Origin of the sequence: Streptomyces sp. NPDC060064 (genome assembly GCF_042736455.1) — a bacterium.
In the GTDB taxonomy this organism is placed as follows: Bacteria; Actinomycetota; Actinomycetes; order Streptomycetales; family Streptomycetaceae; genus Streptomyces.
In genome coordinates this window covers 25,257-40,815 of record NZ_JBHWWF010000015.1, presented here as the reverse complement: position 1 = coordinate 40,815, position 15,559 = coordinate 25,257, and the positions used below count along the sequence as shown (strand labels likewise).

Genomic DNA, 15,559 nt, shown 5'->3' with positions numbered 1-15,559 from the left:
CCCCTAACGGGCGGGGGTGAGCTCCTCAGGACGTGGCTCCTGCGACCCCGACTCCGAGCCCGACTCCGAGCCCGACTCCGGTTCCGGCGCCGTGCCGTGCGCCTCCGGCGCGCCGAACCAGGCCACCGCGACCGCGCCCGCCACCGCCAGTACGAAACCGAGGATCGCCATCCAGGCGAAGCCGGCGCGCGAGGAGTCGCCCAGCCACAGCACGCCGATCATGCCCGGCAGCACGGTCTCGCCGACCACCAGCGCCGCGGTGGCGCCGTTCACCGAACCGATCTGCAGCGCGACGGTGTGCAGATACATGCCGCCGATACCGGCCACCAGAATCGCGTACAGCGCAGGATCCGAGAGCAGCGCGCCCAGGTCGAAGGGGTCGATGCCGTTCAGCACGCGCACGCCGACGCCCAGCGCGCCGAAGCCGAGGCCCGACAGCAGACCCGCCAGGATCGCGGCGCGTGCGCCCAGGAGGCGTACGACAACGGTGCCGCCGGCCATCAGCAGCAGCGAGATCGCCAGCAGCCACCAGTGGGTGGCGATCGGGGTGTGGCCGCTGCCCTCCGGGCCCGCCGCCGTGGCCAGCAGCACGAGTGCGGAGCAGACGACGGCGATGGAGGTCCACTCGGCGCGGTTCAGCCGGATGCCCAGCAGTTTGACGCTCAGCACCGCCGTGATCACCAGATTGGCGCTGATGACGGTCTGGGAGAGGAAGAGCGGGAGCAGGCGCGCGGCGAGTGCGCCGAGGCCGAACCCGATGAAGTCCAGGATCGTGCCGACGATGAACTCCCAGGTCATCGCGGCCTTGGCGGTCGAGGAGAGGCTCGGTCCGCCGTGCTGGGTGACTCCGGCCGCGGCCGCCTCGCGCCGGGCGGACTTGCGTGAGCCCACGGCTTGCAGCACCGACCCCGTGCCGTAACAGATCGAGGCCGCGACAGCGGTCAGTAGGCCGATCAGCACCAGGGGCTCCGTTCACATGAGGTCAGTCCAACTCCCGCTGGAATGCCAGACGTGTCTTCGGCCTCTGAAGTTGCTTCTTGCGGACTACTTGTCGCCGGTCAGCAGCTTCAGCGCCGCCGGGGCCTCGTCGACCGAGTCCACGAGCGCGATACGGGACTCCATCGAGCGGCCCGCCGCCAGCGACTGGAGCAGCGGCCAGGTGGGCAGCCGCTCCGTCCAGTGCTCGCGGTTGACGAGGACCATCGGGGTCGGTTCGCCGCGGGACTCGTAGTAGTTCGGGGTCGCGTTGTCGAAGATCTCCTGGACCGTGCCGGCGGCGCCGGGCAGGAAGATCACGCCCGCGTTGGAGCGGGCAAGGAGGCCGTCTTCGCGGGTGGCGTTGGCGAAGTACTTGGCGATGTGGCCGGCGAAGGCGTTCGGCGGCTCGTGGCCGTAGAACCACGTCGGGATGCCGACGGAGTCGCCGCCGCCGGGCCAGCGGTCGCGCACCTCGAAGGCGGCGGCGGCCCAGTCGGAGATCGACGGGGTGAACGAGGGGGCCTTGGCGAGGAGTTCGAGCGCCTCGGCGAGCATCTCGTCGGGGTGCGGCGCGGCGTACGCGCCGAGGTTCGCGGCCTCCATGGCGCCGGGGCCGCCGCCGGTCGCGACGGTGAACCCGTCGCGGGCGAGGGACTGGCCGAGGCGGGCGGCACCGGCGTACGCGTCCGTGCCGCGGGCCATCGCATGGCCGCCCATCACGCCTACGACGCGGGCGCCGACGAGGAGTTCGTCGAGAGCGTCGGAGATCGCGTCGTCGTGGATCGAGCGGAGCATCGAGGCGAAGATGTCGCCGTCGGCCTTCGTCTCCTGGAACCAGGCGTAGGCGAGGGCGTCGGGGGTGGCGTCGTATCCGCCGGCGGTGAGGCCTTCGAACAGCTCGTCGGGGGAGTAGAGGAGCCCGCGGTACGGGTCGAAGGGCAGGTCGGGAACGGGCGGGAAGACGAGCGCGCCGTCGGCGCGGACCTTTGCGGCGGCGTCGGGCTGCATGGGACAGCCCAGGAATATGGCGCCGGTGGTGTCTGCGGAGAGCAGGGCGAAGGTGCGGTCGCCGAGGTCGACGGACTGGACGCGGTGTCCGGCGAGGGAGCCGCGGGTGACGACGTCGTCGAACTCGTCGAGGGACTCGATCTCCCGGTCGCTGCGGTGCCGGTGTCCAGGTGCCATGCCGACACGATAGGTGCTGGGGGTGGGGGTGCATGGGGCCGGGGGTGGCCGGGCCCGGGGATTGTTCCTCCACGGGGATTGTTCCCCCACGGGGGCTGACGCCGAGGCCGGCCCCTGGGCCGGCCCCGGTTCCTCAGGCCGAGAAAGGAAGCGCCGCCAGGGCCGCGACCGCCCATGTCAGCGGGGCGAAGACCGTCAGCAGGGTTACCGCGCGGAGAGCCGTCGCGTTGCGGAGGGTTGCCGTGGGCGTGCCCAGGCGGCGCAGTGACTTCGTGGTGTCGGCGCGGGCCTGCTTGGCCTCCAGGGCCGCGGTGAGCAGCGTCGCCGTCGTACAGATCATCACCAGGGCCGCGCCCAGGCCGGTCAGCGGGCCGAAGGGGTGCGGGTCCGTGTCCTGGAGGGTCGAGGCCGCGATCGCCGCCGAAGCCACCGCACACACCACGCCCAGCGGGCGGCCGATGCGGCCGGACTCCTCCATCAGGATGCGGCCGGCCAGCAGACGGGTCGCGCCCGGGCGGGCGGCCTGGAGGGCGCGGCCGCAGAAGCGGGTGATGCCCGGGCCTGCCAGAGCGAGGCCCAGCGCCGTGAGTGCCCAGCCGGCGAGGACGCCCGACGAGCTGCCGTCGAAATGACCCGGGAGGGGGAGCGGCGAGCCGGGCGCGCCACGGCCCGCATACGTCTCGACGGCGATGCCCGCCGCGATCAGTGCGACACCCCACGGCAGGCCCGACGGCGCGGCGGACGGGGCGTCCGGCGCCTCGGAATCGGCACCCGGCCCGGCACGCCGCGGGCGCAGCGCCAGCGCCGTCGCCGCCGTGGACGCCAACGGCACCAGCGCGAGCAACGTCAGCGCTGCCGCCAGCGGCAACGGCCGGCCCGCGGCGAGCAGCTCGGCCGCCGCGCCGTCGAACGGCAGGCCCGTCAGATCGCCGCGCAGATGGAGGAAGAGCAGCAGGGCGAATGCGCTGCCGAGCGTTCCGGCGACGGCGGTGGAGACCGCCGCCAGCACGCCGAGGCGGGCGGGACCGAGACCGACCGCCGAGAGGCCGGCCCGCGGTCGCGTGCTCGGGTCCGTACGGGCCACCGCCACCGCGAAGTGCGCCGTCGTGGCCAGCGGGATCAGGCACCACAGCAGGCGCAGTCCGGAGCCGGAGTCCGTGGGATGGGCCAGCGCATACGTCAGCGTGCACAGCAGCAGAAAGCCCACGCCCGCCGACGCCGCCGCCACCATCAGCCGGCGCAGCAGGACCAGCGGGTGCGTGCCGCGGGCTAGACGGAGAGCGAGCACTCGGCCCGGCCTTCCGCGTCGGCGGCCGCGAGGGAGTTCACGCGCCGGCCGTCGATGAGCGTGAGGGAACGGTCCGCGAGCGCCGCCACCTCCTCGTCGTGCGTGGCGAGTACGACGGTGATCCGGTGCGAGCGGGCCGCGGTCGTCAACGTACGCAGCACCAGCGCCTGGTCCGCGCGGTGCAGCGTCGCCGTCGGTTCGTCCGCGAAGATCACCGACGGTGTGGCGACCAGCGCCCGCGCGACGGCGACCCGCTGGCGCTGCGCCTGCAGCAGCGCATGCGGCCGCAGCCGGGCGCACGCACCGATGTCGAGCCGCTCCAGCCACTCCATGGCGGTGCTCTTCGCGCCACGGTGCGAGGAGCCGCGCAGCAGCAACGGCAACGCGGCGTTCTCCCAGGCGTTCAGCTCCGGGACGAGCGTGGCCTCGGGGTCGATCCAGCCGAACCGGTCGCGCCGCAGCCGTTCCCGCTGCAACGGGCTCATCGTGTGCACGGGGGAGCTGTTGAACCACACCTCGCCCTGCTGCGCGACGAGTTGGCCGGACAGACAGCGCAGCAGCGTGGTCTTTCCGCTGCCGCGCGGGCCGCACACGGCGAGGATCTCGCCGTCCCGTACGCCCAGCGAGACGCCGACGAGTGCGGGCGAGCCGCTGTGGGAGTGGCGCAGGGAACGCGCCCAGAGCACATCGTTGTCCGGCGGGGCCACCATGACGTACACCTCGGTTCTGATCAGATTTCCCTTCCCCCGTACGGGGGAACGAAGACAGGGCCGATCGGTCACTCGGCACGCTAAGGATTCAGAACCGGGGTGTCGGGAAGCACGCGGCCCGGGTGCACCCCATCTCACTCGTACGGCCGAATGATCGGCCGAGTGAGTGTCCGGGTGCCCCGGGCCGTACGAGGCCGGTGAAGCCGGCCGGTGAGGCTAGAGCTTCGTCCACGCCTCCGTGAGGACGCTGCGCAGAATGCCCTCGATCTCGTCGAAGGTCTGCTGGTTGGAGATCAGCGGCGGCGCCAGCTGAACGACCGGGTCGCCACGGTCGTCGGCACGGCAGTACAGGCCGTTGTCGTAGAGCGCCTTCGAGAGGAAGCCGTAGAGCACGCGCTCGGTCTCCTCGTCGGTGAAGGTCTCCTTGGTGGCCTTGTCCTTCACCAGCTCGATGCCGTAGAAGAAGCCGTTGCCGCGGACGTCGCCGACGATCGGCAGGTCGTGCAGCTTCTGCAGCGTGGAGAGGAACGCGCCCTCGTTGTCGAGGACGTGCTGGTTGAGGCCTTCCTTCTCGAAGATGTCGAGGTTCGCCAGGCCCACCGCCGCGGAGACCGGGTGGCCGCCGAAGGTGTAGCCGTGCAGGAAGGTGTTGTCGCCCTTGTAGAAAGGCTCGGCGAGGCGGTCGGAGATGATGCACGCGCCGATCGGGGAGTAGCCCGAGGTCATGCCCTTGGCGCAGGTGATCATGTCCGGCACATAGCCGAACTTGTCGCAGGCGAACATGGTGCCGAGACGGCCGAAGGCGCAGATGACCTCGTCCGACACGAGTAGTACGTCGTACTGGTCGCAGATCTCACGCACACGCTGGAAGTACCCGGGCGGCGGCGGGAAGCAGCCACCGGCGTTCTGCACCGGCTCGAGGAAGACCGCCGCGACCGTCTCGGCGCCCTCGAAGAGGATCTGCTGCTCGATCTGGTCGGCGGCCCAGCGGCCGAAGGCCTCGGGGTCGTCGCCGTGGATCGGCGCACGGTAGATGTTGGTGTTCGGCACCTTGTGCGCGCCGGGGACCAGCGGCTCGAAGGGGGCCTTGAGGGCCGGCAGGCCGGTGATGGACAGGGCGCCCTGCGGGGTGCCGTGGTATGCGACCGCGCGCGAGATGACCTTGTACTTGGTGTGCTTGCCCTGCAGCTTGAAGTACTGCTTGGCGAGCTTCCAGGCGGTCTCGACCGCCTCACCGCCACCGGTGGTGAAGAAGACCTTGTTGAGGTCGCCAGGGGCGTGCTGCGCCAGCCGCTCGGCCAGTTCGACCGCCTTCGGGTGGGCGTACGACCACACCGGGAAGAAGGCGAGCTCCTGAGCCTGCTTGTAGGCGGTCTCGGCGAGCTCGTGACGGCCGTGGCCGGCGTTGACCACGAAGAGGCCGGAGAGGCCGTCGAGGTAGCGCTTGCCCTTGTCGTCGTAGATGTAGGTGCCCTCGCCACGCACGATGGTGGGCACGGGTGCGTTCTCGTACGACGACATGCGGGTGAAGTGCATCCACAGGTGGTCGTAGGCGGTTTTGGAGAGGTCCTTGCTCACGGCTATCGGGTTCCCCACATATAGGTCTGCTTCTTCAGCTTGAGATAGACGAAGCTCTCGGTGGAGCGCACGCCGGGGAGCGCGCGGATCCGCTTGTTGATCACTTCGAGCAGGTGGTCGTCGTCCTCGCAGACGATCTCCACCATCAGGTCGAAGGAGCCCGCGGTCATCACCACGTACTCGCATTCGGCCATGGCAGTGAGCGCGTCCGCGATCGGGTCGACGTCGCCCTCGACCGTGATGCCGACCATCGCCTGCCGTCGCAGACCCACGGTGAGCGGGTCGGTGACGGCGACGATCTGCATCACGCCCTGGTCGAGCAGCTTCTGGACGCGCTGACGCACGGCCGCTTCGGAGAGGCCGACGGCCTTGCCTATGGCGGCATACGGGCGACGCCCGTCCTCCTGGAGCTGTTCGATGATGGCGAGGGAGACGGCGTCGATCGTCGGGGACGATCCGTTTCCGTTCCTGGACTCTGCGCTACGACTGGCCACGAGCTCACTCTGCACTGCGACTCGTCTGTCTGGCAACCCTTGAGCAATGAAATTCGTTGTTCTGAAGTCCAAATCTCACTGAATCCGAAGTTGGGGAGGGTCGGGTCTGTCGAAAGCGTCACCTGAGCGATTAGGGTTGGTGGTCTCACCCATCGGACATCTGACAGGAGGGGTGGCAACAGTGACCACCGAGCTGCGTCGTCTGCGCAACTACATCAACGGGGAGTTCCGGGACGCCGCCGACGGGCGGACGATCGAGGTCATCAACCCGGCCACCGGTGACGTGTACGCCACGTCTCCGCTCTCCGGGCAGGCCGACGTCGATGCCGCCATGGACGCTGCCGCGGCCGCCTTCCCCGCCTGGCGCGACACCACCCCGGCCGAGCGCCAGAAGGTACTGCTGAAGATCGCGGACGCCTTTGAGGAGCGGGCCGAGGACCTGATCGCGGCCGAGTCCGAGAACACGGGCAAGCCGCTGGAGCTGACCCGTACCGAAGAGATCCCGCCCATGGTGGACCAGATCCGCTTCTTCGCGGGCGCGGCGCGGATGCTCGAGGGCCGTTCGGCCGGCGAGTACATGGAGGGCTTCACCTCCATCGTCCGGCGCGAGCCGGTCGGCGTCTGCGCGCAGGTCGCGCCGTGGAACTACCCGATGATGATGGCCGTCTGGAAGTTCGCGCCGGCGCTGGCGGCGGGCAACACCGTCGTCATCAAGCCGTCCGACACGACGCCGGCGTCGACCGTGCTGATCGCCGAGATCATCGGCTCGATCGTGCCCAAGGGTGTCTTCAACGTCATCTGCGGCGACCGGGAGACCGGCCGCGCGATGGTCGAGCACCCGACCCCGGCGATGGCCTCCATCACCGGTTCCGTACGGGCGGGCATCCAGGTCGCCGAGTCCGCGGCCAAGGACGTCAAGCGCGTTCACCTCGAGCTGGGCGGCAAGGCGCCGGTCGTCGTCTTCGAGGACACGGACATCGCCAAGGCCGTCGAGGACATCGCGGTGGCGGGCTACTTCAACGCCGGTCAGGACTGTACGGCCGCGACGCGTGTCCTCGTACACGAGTCGATCCACGACGAGTTCGTGTCGGCGCTGGCGAAGGCCGCCGCCGACACCAAGACGGGTGCGCCGGACGACGCCGATGTGCTGTACGGCCCGCTCAACAACGCCAACCAGCTGGCGCAGGTCTCCGGCTTCGTCGACCGGCTGCCGGCGCACGCCAAGGTCGAGGCGGGAGGTCACCGGGTCGGCGAGAAGGGCTACTTCTACGCCGCGACCGTCGTCTCCGGCCTGAAGCAGGACGACGAGATCATCCAGAACGAGGTCTTCGGCCCGGTCATCACCGTCCAGTCCTTCACGGACGAGGCGCAGGCGCTGGAGTGGGCGAACGGCGTGGAGTTCGCGCTGGCCTCTTCGGTGTGGACCAAGGACCACGCGCGGGCGATGCGGATGTCGAAGGCAATGGACTTCGGCTGTGTATGGATCAACACCCACATCCCGCTGGTCGCGGAGATGCCGCACGGCGGCTTCAAGAAGTCGGGTTACGGCAAGGATCTGTCGGCGTACGGCTTCGACGACTACACGCGCATCAAGCACGTGATGACGTCGCTCGACGGCTGACATCTGCTCCTACAAGGCAGCGCTATGAGTACGGGGCGCGGGACACTTCCCGCGCCCCGTACTCGTGCCGTCTCACGCTGCCTCACGCCGTCTCACGCCGTCTCACGCCGCTTCATGTCGTCGGTGTGCGGTGCAGTGCCAGCAGCAGGCGCCAGACCTGGGCCGTCATGGCCTCGGGAGTCGCGTCGATCAGGCCGTGGAGCCAGTCCGCCAGGAGGCCCGCGAAGGTGGCCGCCACCGCGGAGGCGATCAGGTCGGGCGCCGGGGCGCCGGCCAACTCCCTTTCCCTGCGGCTGCGTTCGCGCAGTTCGTGGTGGAGCAGATCGCCCAGCGGGCCGCTGCCGCCCTCGCGCAGCAGGGTCCGGTAGAGCGGTGCGTGTGGCGCGAGGCCGGTGAAGAAAGCCGTCAGCGCGGGCGGCGGAGCGGCCGGGTCCGGAGTGCCGCGCCAGGCGTGGAGGGCCTCCACCGCCTCCCGTACGACCTCCGCGCACGCGTCGACCGCGAGCGCCTGCAGATCCGTGTAGTGCAGATAGAACGTGGCCCGGCCCAGACCCGCCCTGCGTACCAGCGCCGCGACGCTGACCTCTTCGAGCGGGCGCTCGGCGCACTCCTCGAGCAGTGCCTTGCGCAGCCTGGCGCGGGTGCGCTCCGCCCGCGGATCGCCGGTCGCGGCGCTCATCCAGCCACCAGGACGGCCGCCAGCGCGAGAGCGCCCGGGAGCGCCTGCGCCACCAGGATGCGGCGGTTCGCGGTGACGCCGCCGTAGACACCGGCGATGACCACGCAGCTCAGGAAGAAGACCTGCACCCGGTACCCCGTCGGGTCCGCGGCGATCAGGCCCCAGACCAGGCCGGCGGCGAGGAAGCCGTTGTACAGGCCCTGGTTCGCGGCGAGCGGGGCGGTCGCGCGGGCCATCTCCGCGTCGAAGCCGGAGAGTTCGCGGCCCGGCTTGCGCTGCCACAGGAACATCTCCAGAACCAGGATGTAGGCGTGGAGCGCGGCCACCAGGCCGACCAGGACCTGGGCGGTTGTGTTCATGAGCGACTCTTCTCGTGACTTGGTTGACTTCGTGACTTCGTGCTTCTTGACTTCGCGAATCGACTTCTTGGACGACTGTCCAAGAAGTATAGACATATGTCCATGATCGACAGGGTGTCGGGCCGGGCCCGTACGGATCGACGTAGCGTCCATTGCCGCGCCCACGCGCCGCCCGGCATCCTTCGGACGTGCCCGCGATCCGGATGAACCCCATGTCAAGGCGGTCCCTCCTGCTCGGCCTCGCCGCCGGCGCCGCACTCACCGGCTGCGGGGTGCCCGCCGCATACGTACAGCCCGGGGACCGTGCCCGGCGCGATGTCTCGGAGGGCGACAGAAGCGTCGACTTCGCCAACTGGCCGCTCTACATCGACACCGACGACGAGGACATCTCCAAGCGACCCACCCTCGACTCCTTCACCGAGCGCACCGGGATCTCGGTCCGCTACACCGAGGAGATCAACGACAACGACGAGTTCTTCGGCAAGGTCAGCCCCGCGCTGATGAACCACCAGGAGACCGGCCGGGACCTGATCGTCGTCAGCGACTGGATGGCGGCCCGGTTCGTACGGCTCGGCTGGGTGCAGGAGATGGACCGGGCGAAGCAGCCCAATGTCGCCAAATTCCTTGATCCGCAGCTGCGTTCACCCGCCTTCGACGAGGGCCGGCTGCACAGCGTCCCCTGGCAGTCCGGGATCACCGGCATCGCGTACAACCGCAAGAGGCTCGGCCGCGAGATCAGGCACACCAGTGATCTGTGGGCGGACGATCTGCGCGGCCGGGTCACGCTCCTCTCCGGGCTCGACGAATCCTTCGCCCTGCTGATGCAGGGCAACGGCGTGGACGTCACCCGCTGGACCGCGGAGGACTTCCACGAGATGTGTGAGCAGGTGGAGAAGCTGGTGAAGCGGAAACACATCAGGCGCTTCACCGGCAACGACTACATCAAGGACCTCTCCACCGGGGACGTGCTGGCCTGTCAGGCGTACTCCGGCGATGTCATCCAGCTCCGGGCCGACAACCCCGACATCGAGTTCGTGGTGCCGGAGGAGGGCGCGGAGCTGTGGGCGGAGAGCCTGATGGTTCCCAACCTCGCCCGGCACAAGCGCAACGCCGAGGCGCTCGTCGACCATTACTACGAGCCGGAGGTCGCCGCGGAGCTCGCGGCCTGGGTCAACTACGTCTGCCCGGTGCCGGCCGCCCGCGACGTACTGGCCTCGTCGAAGGACGAGGAGACGGCCGCGCTCGCCGAGGACCCGCTGATCTTCCCGGACGACGCGATGCGCAAACGCCTCGCGATCGCGCGCGACATCACCTCCGAGGAGCGCGCCCCCTTCGCGAAGCGGTGGAACGCGATCGCCGGGCTGTAGCAGACTTGCGATCATGAGCGATGATCACGTGAACTCCGCGGTGACGTACGGTCTGTTCGCCGCCTGGCTGCTGCACGACGCCGAAGAACTGGTGGCCGGTCCGCGCTGGATACGCGAGAACGTGCCCGTACTGCGCAAACGCTTCCCGGGCGTCCCCGAGCGTGTATGGCGTGCCATGGAGGCCGTCGACGAGCGGGAATTCGCCGTCGCCGTCGGGGTGATGGGCGCGACCGTCGCCTCGGCCGCCGTCGCGGGCGGGCGCTCCGGTGGCCGGTCCGCCTTCTACCAGGGAGCCCTGGATGGTTTCGGGCTGCACGGCCTCGTCCACCTCGCGCAGGCCGCTGCCGTACGCGGCTACACCCCGGGCTCGGCGACCTCGCCACTGATCGTGGTGCCGTTCACGCTCTGGGCGCGCGGCCGGCTGCGGCGCGCCGGTGTGCTCCGGCCCGCGCGGGCGCGCGACGCGGCGGCCGGCCTGGCGCTGGCTGCAGGCGCCACCATCGTCTCGCACGCGATCGCCCGCAGAGTCACCGGGGGCCGGTAAAGGGCGCGTAAAACCGGGCGTACGCTGCGGATATGAGCGAGCGAAGAGTCCTCTTGCGGCGCATACGCGTGTGGTTGGCCGTCTTCATTGTGTGTCTGGTGCTGAGCGGTCTCACCGCCTTCCCGCTGGTGCATGAGCTGCACTGGGTGGAGGATCTGCTGAAGTCCTCGGCCTCGCCGGTCCCGGATCATCTCCCGGGCCTGATGGAGTGGATCGAGCGGGTACGGGCCGGGCTGGACGCCACCGACACGAAGTACCCCTTCGTGCTGTACGGCACGGACTGGCTGGCCTTCGCGCACCTTGTGATCGCGGTCGCCTTCTACGGCCCGTACCGCGATCCCGTACGGAACATCTGGGTCGTCGAGTTCGGGATGATCGCCTGCGCCGGGATCATCCCGCTCGCCCTGATCTGCGGTCCGATCCGCGGAATCCCCTTCTGGTGGTCGGTCATCGACATGTCGTTCGGGATCTTCGGGGTGATCCCGCTGAATGTCGTGCGCCGCAAGATCAAGCAACTCGAGGCGCTGACGAAGTCGGTGGAGGGGCCACAACCGGTCGCCGCCGCGGCGTAGTGCAGTCGGCGAGGCCGTCCGGCTCCGCGTGGTCCTGGGCCTTCAGCCGTGCTCCAGGCGCCGGCGTTCGGCTCTACGGCTTGCGGCCGACCGCGCCGAACTGCGCCACCTGAATCGTCTCGCCCTCGGTCTCCGGGTCCTGGCGCCAGCGGGCGCACGACACGATGCCCGGCTCCAGGACCTCCAGACCTTCCAGGAACGAGGCGAACTCCGCGCGGCTGCGGGCCGTGATCGGCGGCGTGGCGTTCTCGTTCCAGAACCGCATCGCCGCGGCATTGCCCTCGCCGCCCAGCTCCAGCGTCGGATGGGTGAGCACCAGATGGCTGCCGGACGGCACGGCGTCCATCAGCTGCCGCACGATCGACCGGGCCTCGTCGGTGTCCAGTACGAAGTTCAGGATGCCGAGCATCATCACGGCCACCGGCTGCTTCAGATCCAGCAGCGGCTCGACGGAGCGGAGGATCCGGTCCGGGTAGTGGGCGTCCGCGTCGATGTACTCGGTCGCGCCTTCCGGGGAACTGGTGAGCAGCGCTCGCGCGTGCGCCAGCACGATCGGGTCGTTGTCGACATAGACGATCCGTGCGTCGGGGGCGATCCGCTGCGCCACCTCATGGGTGTTCTCGACCGTGGGCAGGCCGGTGCCGATGTCCAGGAACTGCCGCATGCCCGCCTCGCCGGCCAGGTAGCGCACGGTGCGGCCGAGGAACGCGCGGTCCGCGCGTGCCACCTCGCCGATGCTCGGGTACATCCCGGTGACCTGGTCGCCCACCGCGCGGTCGACCTGGTAGTTGTCCTTGCCGCCCAGCCAGTGGTTCCAGACCCTGGCGTTGTGCGCTATGTCGGTGCGGATCCTGTCGGTCACGTTCTGCTCCTCGGCCGGCTGCGTGCGGCCCATCATGCCGGACGGATCAACGACCGTTGCCGACGGGTGAGTTGGGCCGTGGGGACAGTACGCGCTGCAGCGCGTCCACGCGATTGGTGGTGATCGAGTCCACGCCGTACCCGACCAGGCGGCGCATGGTGCGGCGGGTGTCTGCCGTCCAGGCCGAGACCAGCATGCCGTCCCGGTGGAGACGGTCCGTCAAATCCTCGCCGAGCAGACCGAAACGGTAGTTGAGCCAGCGCGGTCGCACCGCGTCGAGCAGTGCCGGACGCGGCGGAGCCGGCGTCGTCCATGTCATCGCGATCTCGGCCGAGGGATCGGTGGCGCGGACCGCGAGCATGGCGACGGGGCCCGCGCAGTAGTACACCCGCTCGTCCGCCCCGCACTCATGGACGGTGCCGACCACCGTCCGTACCGACTCCTCCGAGGCGCCGGGCAGATCGATCATCACGCGGTGCGCGCCGACCGCGAGCAGCGCCTCGCGCAGGGTCGGCACTCCGCCGTCGGTCAGCTCGTGCAGTTCCTTCGCGGTGAGATCCGCGAGCGGTCGGTCGTGTCCCCACAGCCGCTTCAGCGAGTCGTCGTGCAGCAGCACGGGCACGCCGTCACGGGTGAGGCGTGCGTCGATCTCGACAGCGCCCGCGCCCCGCTCGAGGGCCGAGCGGAGCGAGGGCAGGGTGTTCTCACGGACGCGGTAGGGATCACCGCGATGGCCCACGACACGGACAGCGCGCATGGGGCCATTGTCGGTGCCGGTCAGCGGGCGAGCCAGGCGGCGGTGTACGAGTCGATCTCCGCGATGATCCGCGCCTTGCCGGCCTCGTCGAGGAAGGACGCCTCGACGGCGTTCTTGGCGAGGGCGGCGAGGCCGCGCTCGTCCAGCTCCAGCAGCCGTGCGGCGACCGCGTACTCGTTGTTGAGGTCGGTGCCGAACATCGGCGGGTCATCGCTGTTGATCGTCACCAGCACACCGGCCTCGACCATCTCCTTGATCGGGTGCTCGTCGAGGTCGGTGACGGCGCGGGTCGCGATGTTCGAGGTGGGGCAGACCTCCAGCGGAATGCGGTGCTCGGCGAGGTAGGCCAGCAGCGCCGGATCCTGCGTGGCACTGGTGCCGTGGCCGATGCGCTCGGCGCCCAGCTCGTTCAGCGCGTCCCAGATGGTCTGCGGGCCGGTCGTCTCACCGGCGTGCGGCACGGAGTGCAGGCCCGCGGCGATGGCCCGGTCGAAGTACGGCTTGAACTGCGGCCGCTCCACCCCGATTTCGGGGCCGCCCAGACCGAAGGAGACCAGGCCCTCGGGGTGCAGATCCACCGCGAGACGGGCCGTCTCCTCTGCGGCTTCGAGTCCGGCCTCGCCCGGAATGTCGAAGCACCAGCGCAGTACGACACCGAGCTCGGCCTCGGCCGCCTTGCGGGCGTCCTCGATCGCCAGCATGAAGGCAACCTCGTCGATGCCGCGACGGGTCGAGCTGAACGGCGTGACGGTCAGCTCGGCATAGCGGATGTTCTGCCGGGCCATGTCCCGGGCGACCTCGAACGTGAGCAGTCGTACGTCCTCAGGGGTGCGGATCAGGTCCACCACCGAGAGATAGACCTCGATGAAGTGCGCGAAGTCGGTGAAGGTGAAGTAGTCGGCGAGCGCCTCGGGGTCGGTGGGGACCTTGGAGTCCGGGTGGCGGGCGGCCAGCTCGGCGACGATGCGCGGCGAGGCCGAGCCGACATGGTGAACGTGCAGTTCCGCCTTGGGAAGCCCCGCGATGAAGGGGTGCAGATCGGTCATCGGAGTCCTCCGTGTTCAATGGGCCGCTCGGGTCAGGGATCATCGTAGGCGGCCGTTCGAGGACTGTGCGAAGGCCGTAGCATGACGGCGAACCACGATGGGGGAGAACATGTCTGACAACCAGGCCCAGCCGCCCGGCGCGCCCGAGCCGCGCGATCCGTGGGCTGCGCCGGAGAGCAGCGCGGCACAGAACAAGGTCCCGCTGGACAAGCCCGCCGCCACCCCGAGCCCGTCGGCGCCGTTCCTGCACAGCGAGCCGACGGTCACCTCGATGCCCGGCGTAGGACCCGCTGCCCAGACCGGCGCCGTGCCGCCGCCCCCGATAGCACCGGGCGGACCGGCCCAGCCCGCGGCGGGTCCCTATGGCTACCCGGCCGCTCCGGGCGGACCCGCCCAGCCCGCCGCGGGTGCCTACGGCTACCCCGCCGCCCCGAGCCTCCCGCAGCCCACGCCCGGTGTCGGTGATCCGTACGGCGGCTATCCCGGATACCCCGGATACCAGGCCTACGGCCAGAACGGCTGGCAGAGCGCCCCGGCGAACGGCATGGGCATCACCGCGATGGTGCTCGGCATCCTCTCCGTCTGTCTGTTCTGCCTGTACGGCGTTGTCGGGGTCGTGCTGGGCGTGCTCGCCCTGATCTTCGGCATCATCGGCAGGAAGCGGGCCCTGCGCGGCGAGGCCACCAACGCCGGCATGGCCCTGTCCGGCATCATCCTCGGCGTCATCGGCATCGTCATCGGCCTCGTCGTCGTCGGCTTGATGGTCTGGGGGATCACCAACGCGTTCAACAAGGACAAGACCGAGGACACGGAAGACGTCTACGGCGACTACTCCAACTCCCTGGTGATCGACAACGCCCTGCCGGCGATCGAGCGCGTCAGCCGCTAGCCGCAGCCGTCCCGGCCCGCAACTCCTCGCGCGCCTCCATCAGCGCGAACCCCAGCAGATTGAGCCCGCGCCAGCGCGCGGGGTCCTGCGCCCGTTCGTCGTCAGCGGCCAGCCCGATGCCCCAGATCCGGTCCATCGGGCTGGCCTCGACGAGCACCCGGTCCCCCGTGGCCAGCAGAAAATTGCGCAGCTCGGCGTCCTGCCCGAACTTGTGCACACTGCCCGAGCGCACGATGCCGAACCGCTCGCGCTCCCATATCGCGTCGTCGAAACCGCGCACCAGCCGCCCGGCCCTCTTGGCCTCCGCAGGCGTGCGCGCCTCCAGCGCCCGCTGCTCCGCATCCGCGTCGCCGAAGAGCCGCGCCTTGGACGCCATCATCCAGTGCTCCGCGGTGGCGTACTGAATTCCGTCGACCACGAAGAGCGACGGCCACCACTGGCTCAGGCAGCTCGCGCCAATGCTTCCGTCCCGGCGGGGCGCATGCCCCCAGAACTGCAGATACTTGATTCTGTTCCCCTCGCTGACCTGCTTGATCAGCTCATCCATCCCCATGCACGCGAGTCTTGCATCCACCACTGACACTCCGTACGGGGATATGCGGGTCGACGCGACACATGGTCGACCGATTC

At 69.8% G+C, this 15,559-nt stretch carries 17 protein-coding genes; 5 read left to right on the top strand and 12 right to left on the bottom strand.

What is annotated here, in order from left to right; genetic code table 11:
- Positions 1 to 3: 3 nt before the first annotated feature.
- The 6 genes from ACFWDI_RS19160 to ACFWDI_RS19135 all read right to left on the bottom strand — a co-directional run bounded on the left by ACFWDI_RS19160 (position 4) and on the right by ACFWDI_RS19135 (position 6,233).
- On the bottom strand, positions 4 to 960 hold the full coding sequence (locus ACFWDI_RS19160) for a hypothetical protein (protein ID WP_385305408.1): 957 nt from the start codon (positions 958 to 960) through the stop codon (positions 4 to 6).
- An 84-nt stretch (positions 961 to 1,044) separates the two neighbouring features.
- Positions 1,045 to 2,163, bottom strand: coding sequence for an LOG family protein (locus tag ACFWDI_RS19155; protein ID WP_385305406.1), 1,119 nt, complete (start codon positions 2,161 to 2,163; stop codon positions 1,045 to 1,047).
- Between the two features lie 133 nt (positions 2,164 to 2,296).
- The gene (locus ACFWDI_RS19150) at positions 2,297 to 3,451 is read right to left on the bottom strand and encodes a hypothetical protein (RefSeq protein ID WP_385305404.1); all 1,155 of its coding nucleotides are present in this window, start codon (positions 3,449 to 3,451) and stop codon (positions 2,297 to 2,299) included.
- Complete coding sequence (locus ACFWDI_RS19145; RefSeq protein ID WP_385305402.1) at positions 3,433 to 4,161, bottom strand: ABC transporter ATP-binding protein; 729 nt, start codon at positions 4,159 to 4,161, stop codon at positions 3,433 to 3,435. Before ACFWDI_RS19145 ends, ACFWDI_RS19150 begins: the two co-directional genes overlap by 19 nt.
- Before the next feature lie 216 nt (positions 4,162 to 4,377).
- A complete protein-coding gene (locus tag ACFWDI_RS19140) occupies positions 4,378 to 5,757 on the bottom strand; it encodes an aspartate aminotransferase family protein (RefSeq protein ID WP_385305400.1) in 1,380 nt (459 codons plus the stop codon).
- Positions 5,742 to 6,233 (bottom strand): Lrp/AsnC family transcriptional regulator, encoded by a 492-nt coding sequence (locus ACFWDI_RS19135; protein WP_326652921.1) that lies wholly within the window; start codon positions 6,231 to 6,233, stop codon positions 5,742 to 5,744. Before ACFWDI_RS19135 ends, ACFWDI_RS19140 begins: the two co-directional genes overlap by 16 nt.
- Positions 6,234 to 6,414: 181 nt before the next feature.
- On the opposite strand from ACFWDI_RS19135, the gene ACFWDI_RS19130 reads away from it, so the two are divergent.
- Positions 6,415 to 7,854 (top strand): gamma-aminobutyraldehyde dehydrogenase, encoded by a 1,440-nt coding sequence (locus tag ACFWDI_RS19130; protein ID WP_385305585.1) that lies wholly within the window; start codon positions 6,415 to 6,417, stop codon positions 7,852 to 7,854.
- Between the two features lie 112 nt (positions 7,855 to 7,966).
- Here the strand turns inward: ACFWDI_RS19130 and ACFWDI_RS19125 are convergent, their stop codons facing one another.
- Both ACFWDI_RS19125 and ACFWDI_RS19120 read right to left on the bottom strand, forming a co-directional pair.
- On the bottom strand, positions 7,967 to 8,533 hold the full coding sequence (locus ACFWDI_RS19125; protein ID WP_385305399.1) for a TetR/AcrR family transcriptional regulator: 567 nt from the start codon (positions 8,531 to 8,533) through the stop codon (positions 7,967 to 7,969).
- Positions 8,530 to 8,892, bottom strand: a complete 363-nt coding sequence (locus ACFWDI_RS19120) for a DUF1304 domain-containing protein (RefSeq protein WP_385305398.1) — start codon at positions 8,890 to 8,892, stop codon at positions 8,530 to 8,532. Before ACFWDI_RS19120 ends, ACFWDI_RS19125 begins: the two co-directional genes overlap by 4 nt.
- Positions 8,893 to 9,104: 212 nt before the next feature.
- On the opposite strand from ACFWDI_RS19120, the gene ACFWDI_RS19115 reads away from it, so the two are divergent.
- The 3 genes from ACFWDI_RS19115 to ACFWDI_RS19105 are packed head-to-tail and all read left to right on the top strand — an operon-like array spanning position 9,105 to position 11,375.
- Complete coding sequence (locus ACFWDI_RS19115) at positions 9,105 to 10,259, top strand: spermidine/putrescine ABC transporter substrate-binding protein (protein ID WP_385305397.1); 1,155 nt, start codon at positions 9,105 to 9,107, stop codon at positions 10,257 to 10,259.
- A gap of 13 nt (positions 10,260 to 10,272) precedes the next feature.
- Positions 10,273 to 10,803: an HXXEE domain-containing protein gene (locus tag ACFWDI_RS19110; RefSeq protein WP_385305395.1), complete on the top strand. Its 531-nt coding sequence runs from the start codon at positions 10,273 to 10,275 to the stop codon at positions 10,801 to 10,803.
- Positions 10,804 to 10,835: 32 nt separating this feature from the next.
- Positions 10,836 to 11,375 carry a hypothetical protein gene (locus ACFWDI_RS19105; RefSeq protein ID WP_385305393.1) on the top strand — a complete coding sequence of 180 codons (540 nt, stop codon included), beginning with the start codon at positions 10,836 to 10,838 and terminating at the stop codon, positions 11,373 to 11,375.
- Between the two features lie 73 nt (positions 11,376 to 11,448).
- On the opposite strand, the gene ACFWDI_RS19100 is transcribed toward ACFWDI_RS19105, so the two are convergent.
- From ACFWDI_RS19100 to ACFWDI_RS19090, 3 genes are read right to left on the bottom strand one after another with little or no spacing between them, the layout of a single operon-like run.
- Complete coding sequence (locus ACFWDI_RS19100; RefSeq protein WP_385305584.1) at positions 11,449 to 12,270, bottom strand: SAM-dependent methyltransferase; 822 nt, start codon at positions 12,268 to 12,270, stop codon at positions 11,449 to 11,451.
- 13 nt (positions 12,271 to 12,283) lie between these two features.
- Positions 12,284 to 12,994 carry a glycerophosphodiester phosphodiesterase gene (locus ACFWDI_RS19095; RefSeq protein WP_385305391.1) on the bottom strand — a complete coding sequence of 237 codons (711 nt, stop codon included), beginning with the start codon at positions 12,992 to 12,994 and terminating at the stop codon, positions 12,284 to 12,286.
- A 20-nt stretch (positions 12,995 to 13,014) separates the two neighbouring features.
- On the bottom strand, positions 13,015 to 14,040 hold the full coding sequence (locus ACFWDI_RS19090; RefSeq protein ID WP_385305390.1) for an adenosine deaminase: 1,026 nt from the start codon (positions 14,038 to 14,040) through the stop codon (positions 13,015 to 13,017).
- Positions 14,041 to 14,149: 109 nt separating this feature from the next.
- Between ACFWDI_RS19090 and ACFWDI_RS19085 the strand changes: the two genes are divergently transcribed.
- Entirely contained in the window at positions 14,150 to 14,929 is a 780-nt protein-coding gene (locus tag ACFWDI_RS19085; protein ID WP_385305388.1) for a hypothetical protein, read from the top strand.
- Here the strand turns inward: ACFWDI_RS19085 and ACFWDI_RS19080 are convergent.
- The gene (locus ACFWDI_RS19080) at positions 14,919 to 15,482 is read right to left on the bottom strand and encodes an NADAR family protein (protein WP_385305386.1); all 564 of its coding nucleotides are present in this window, start codon (positions 15,480 to 15,482) and stop codon (positions 14,919 to 14,921) included. The two genes, ACFWDI_RS19085 and ACFWDI_RS19080, sit on opposite strands and share 11 nt — an antisense overlap.
- Positions 15,483 to 15,559: the final 77 nt, after the last annotated feature.

Coding starts and splice junctions, on each gene's coding strand:
- ACFWDI_RS19155 (WP_385305406.1), bottom strand. CDS start 2,163: ATGGCACCTGGACACCGGCACCGCAGCGACCGGGAGATCGAGTCCCTC.
- ACFWDI_RS19145 (WP_385305402.1), bottom strand. CDS start 4,161: ATGGTGGCCCCGCCGGACAACGATGTGCTCTGGGCGCGTTCCCTGCGC.
- ACFWDI_RS19125 (WP_385305399.1), bottom strand. CDS start 8,533: ATGAGCGCCGCGACCGGCGATCCGCGGGCGGAGCGCACCCGCGCCAGG.
- ACFWDI_RS19120 (WP_385305398.1), bottom strand. CDS start 8,892: ATGAACACAACCGCCCAGGTCCTGGTCGGCCTGGTGGCCGCGCTCCAC.
- ACFWDI_RS19115 (WP_385305397.1), top strand. CDS start 9,105: ATGTCAAGGCGGTCCCTCCTGCTCGGCCTCGCCGCCGGCGCCGCACTC.
- ACFWDI_RS19110 (WP_385305395.1), top strand. CDS start 10,273: ATGAGCGATGATCACGTGAACTCCGCGGTGACGTACGGTCTGTTCGCC.
- ACFWDI_RS19105 (WP_385305393.1), top strand. CDS start 10,836: ATGAGCGAGCGAAGAGTCCTCTTGCGGCGCATACGCGTGTGGTTGGCC.
- ACFWDI_RS19100 (WP_385305584.1), bottom strand. CDS start 12,270: ATGGGCCGCACGCAGCCGGCCGAGGAGCAGAACGTGACCGACAGGATC.
- ACFWDI_RS19095 (WP_385305391.1), bottom strand. CDS start 12,994: ATGCGCGCTGTCCGTGTCGTGGGCCATCGCGGTGATCCCTACCGCGTC.
- ACFWDI_RS19090 (WP_385305390.1), bottom strand. CDS start 14,040: ATGACCGATCTGCACCCCTTCATCGCGGGGCTTCCCAAGGCGGAACTG.
- ACFWDI_RS19085 (WP_385305388.1), top strand. CDS start 14,150: ATGTCTGACAACCAGGCCCAGCCGCCCGGCGCGCCCGAGCCGCGCGAT.
- ACFWDI_RS19080 (WP_385305386.1), bottom strand. CDS start 15,482: ATGGGGATGGATGAGCTGATCAAGCAGGTCAGCGAGGGGAACAGAATC.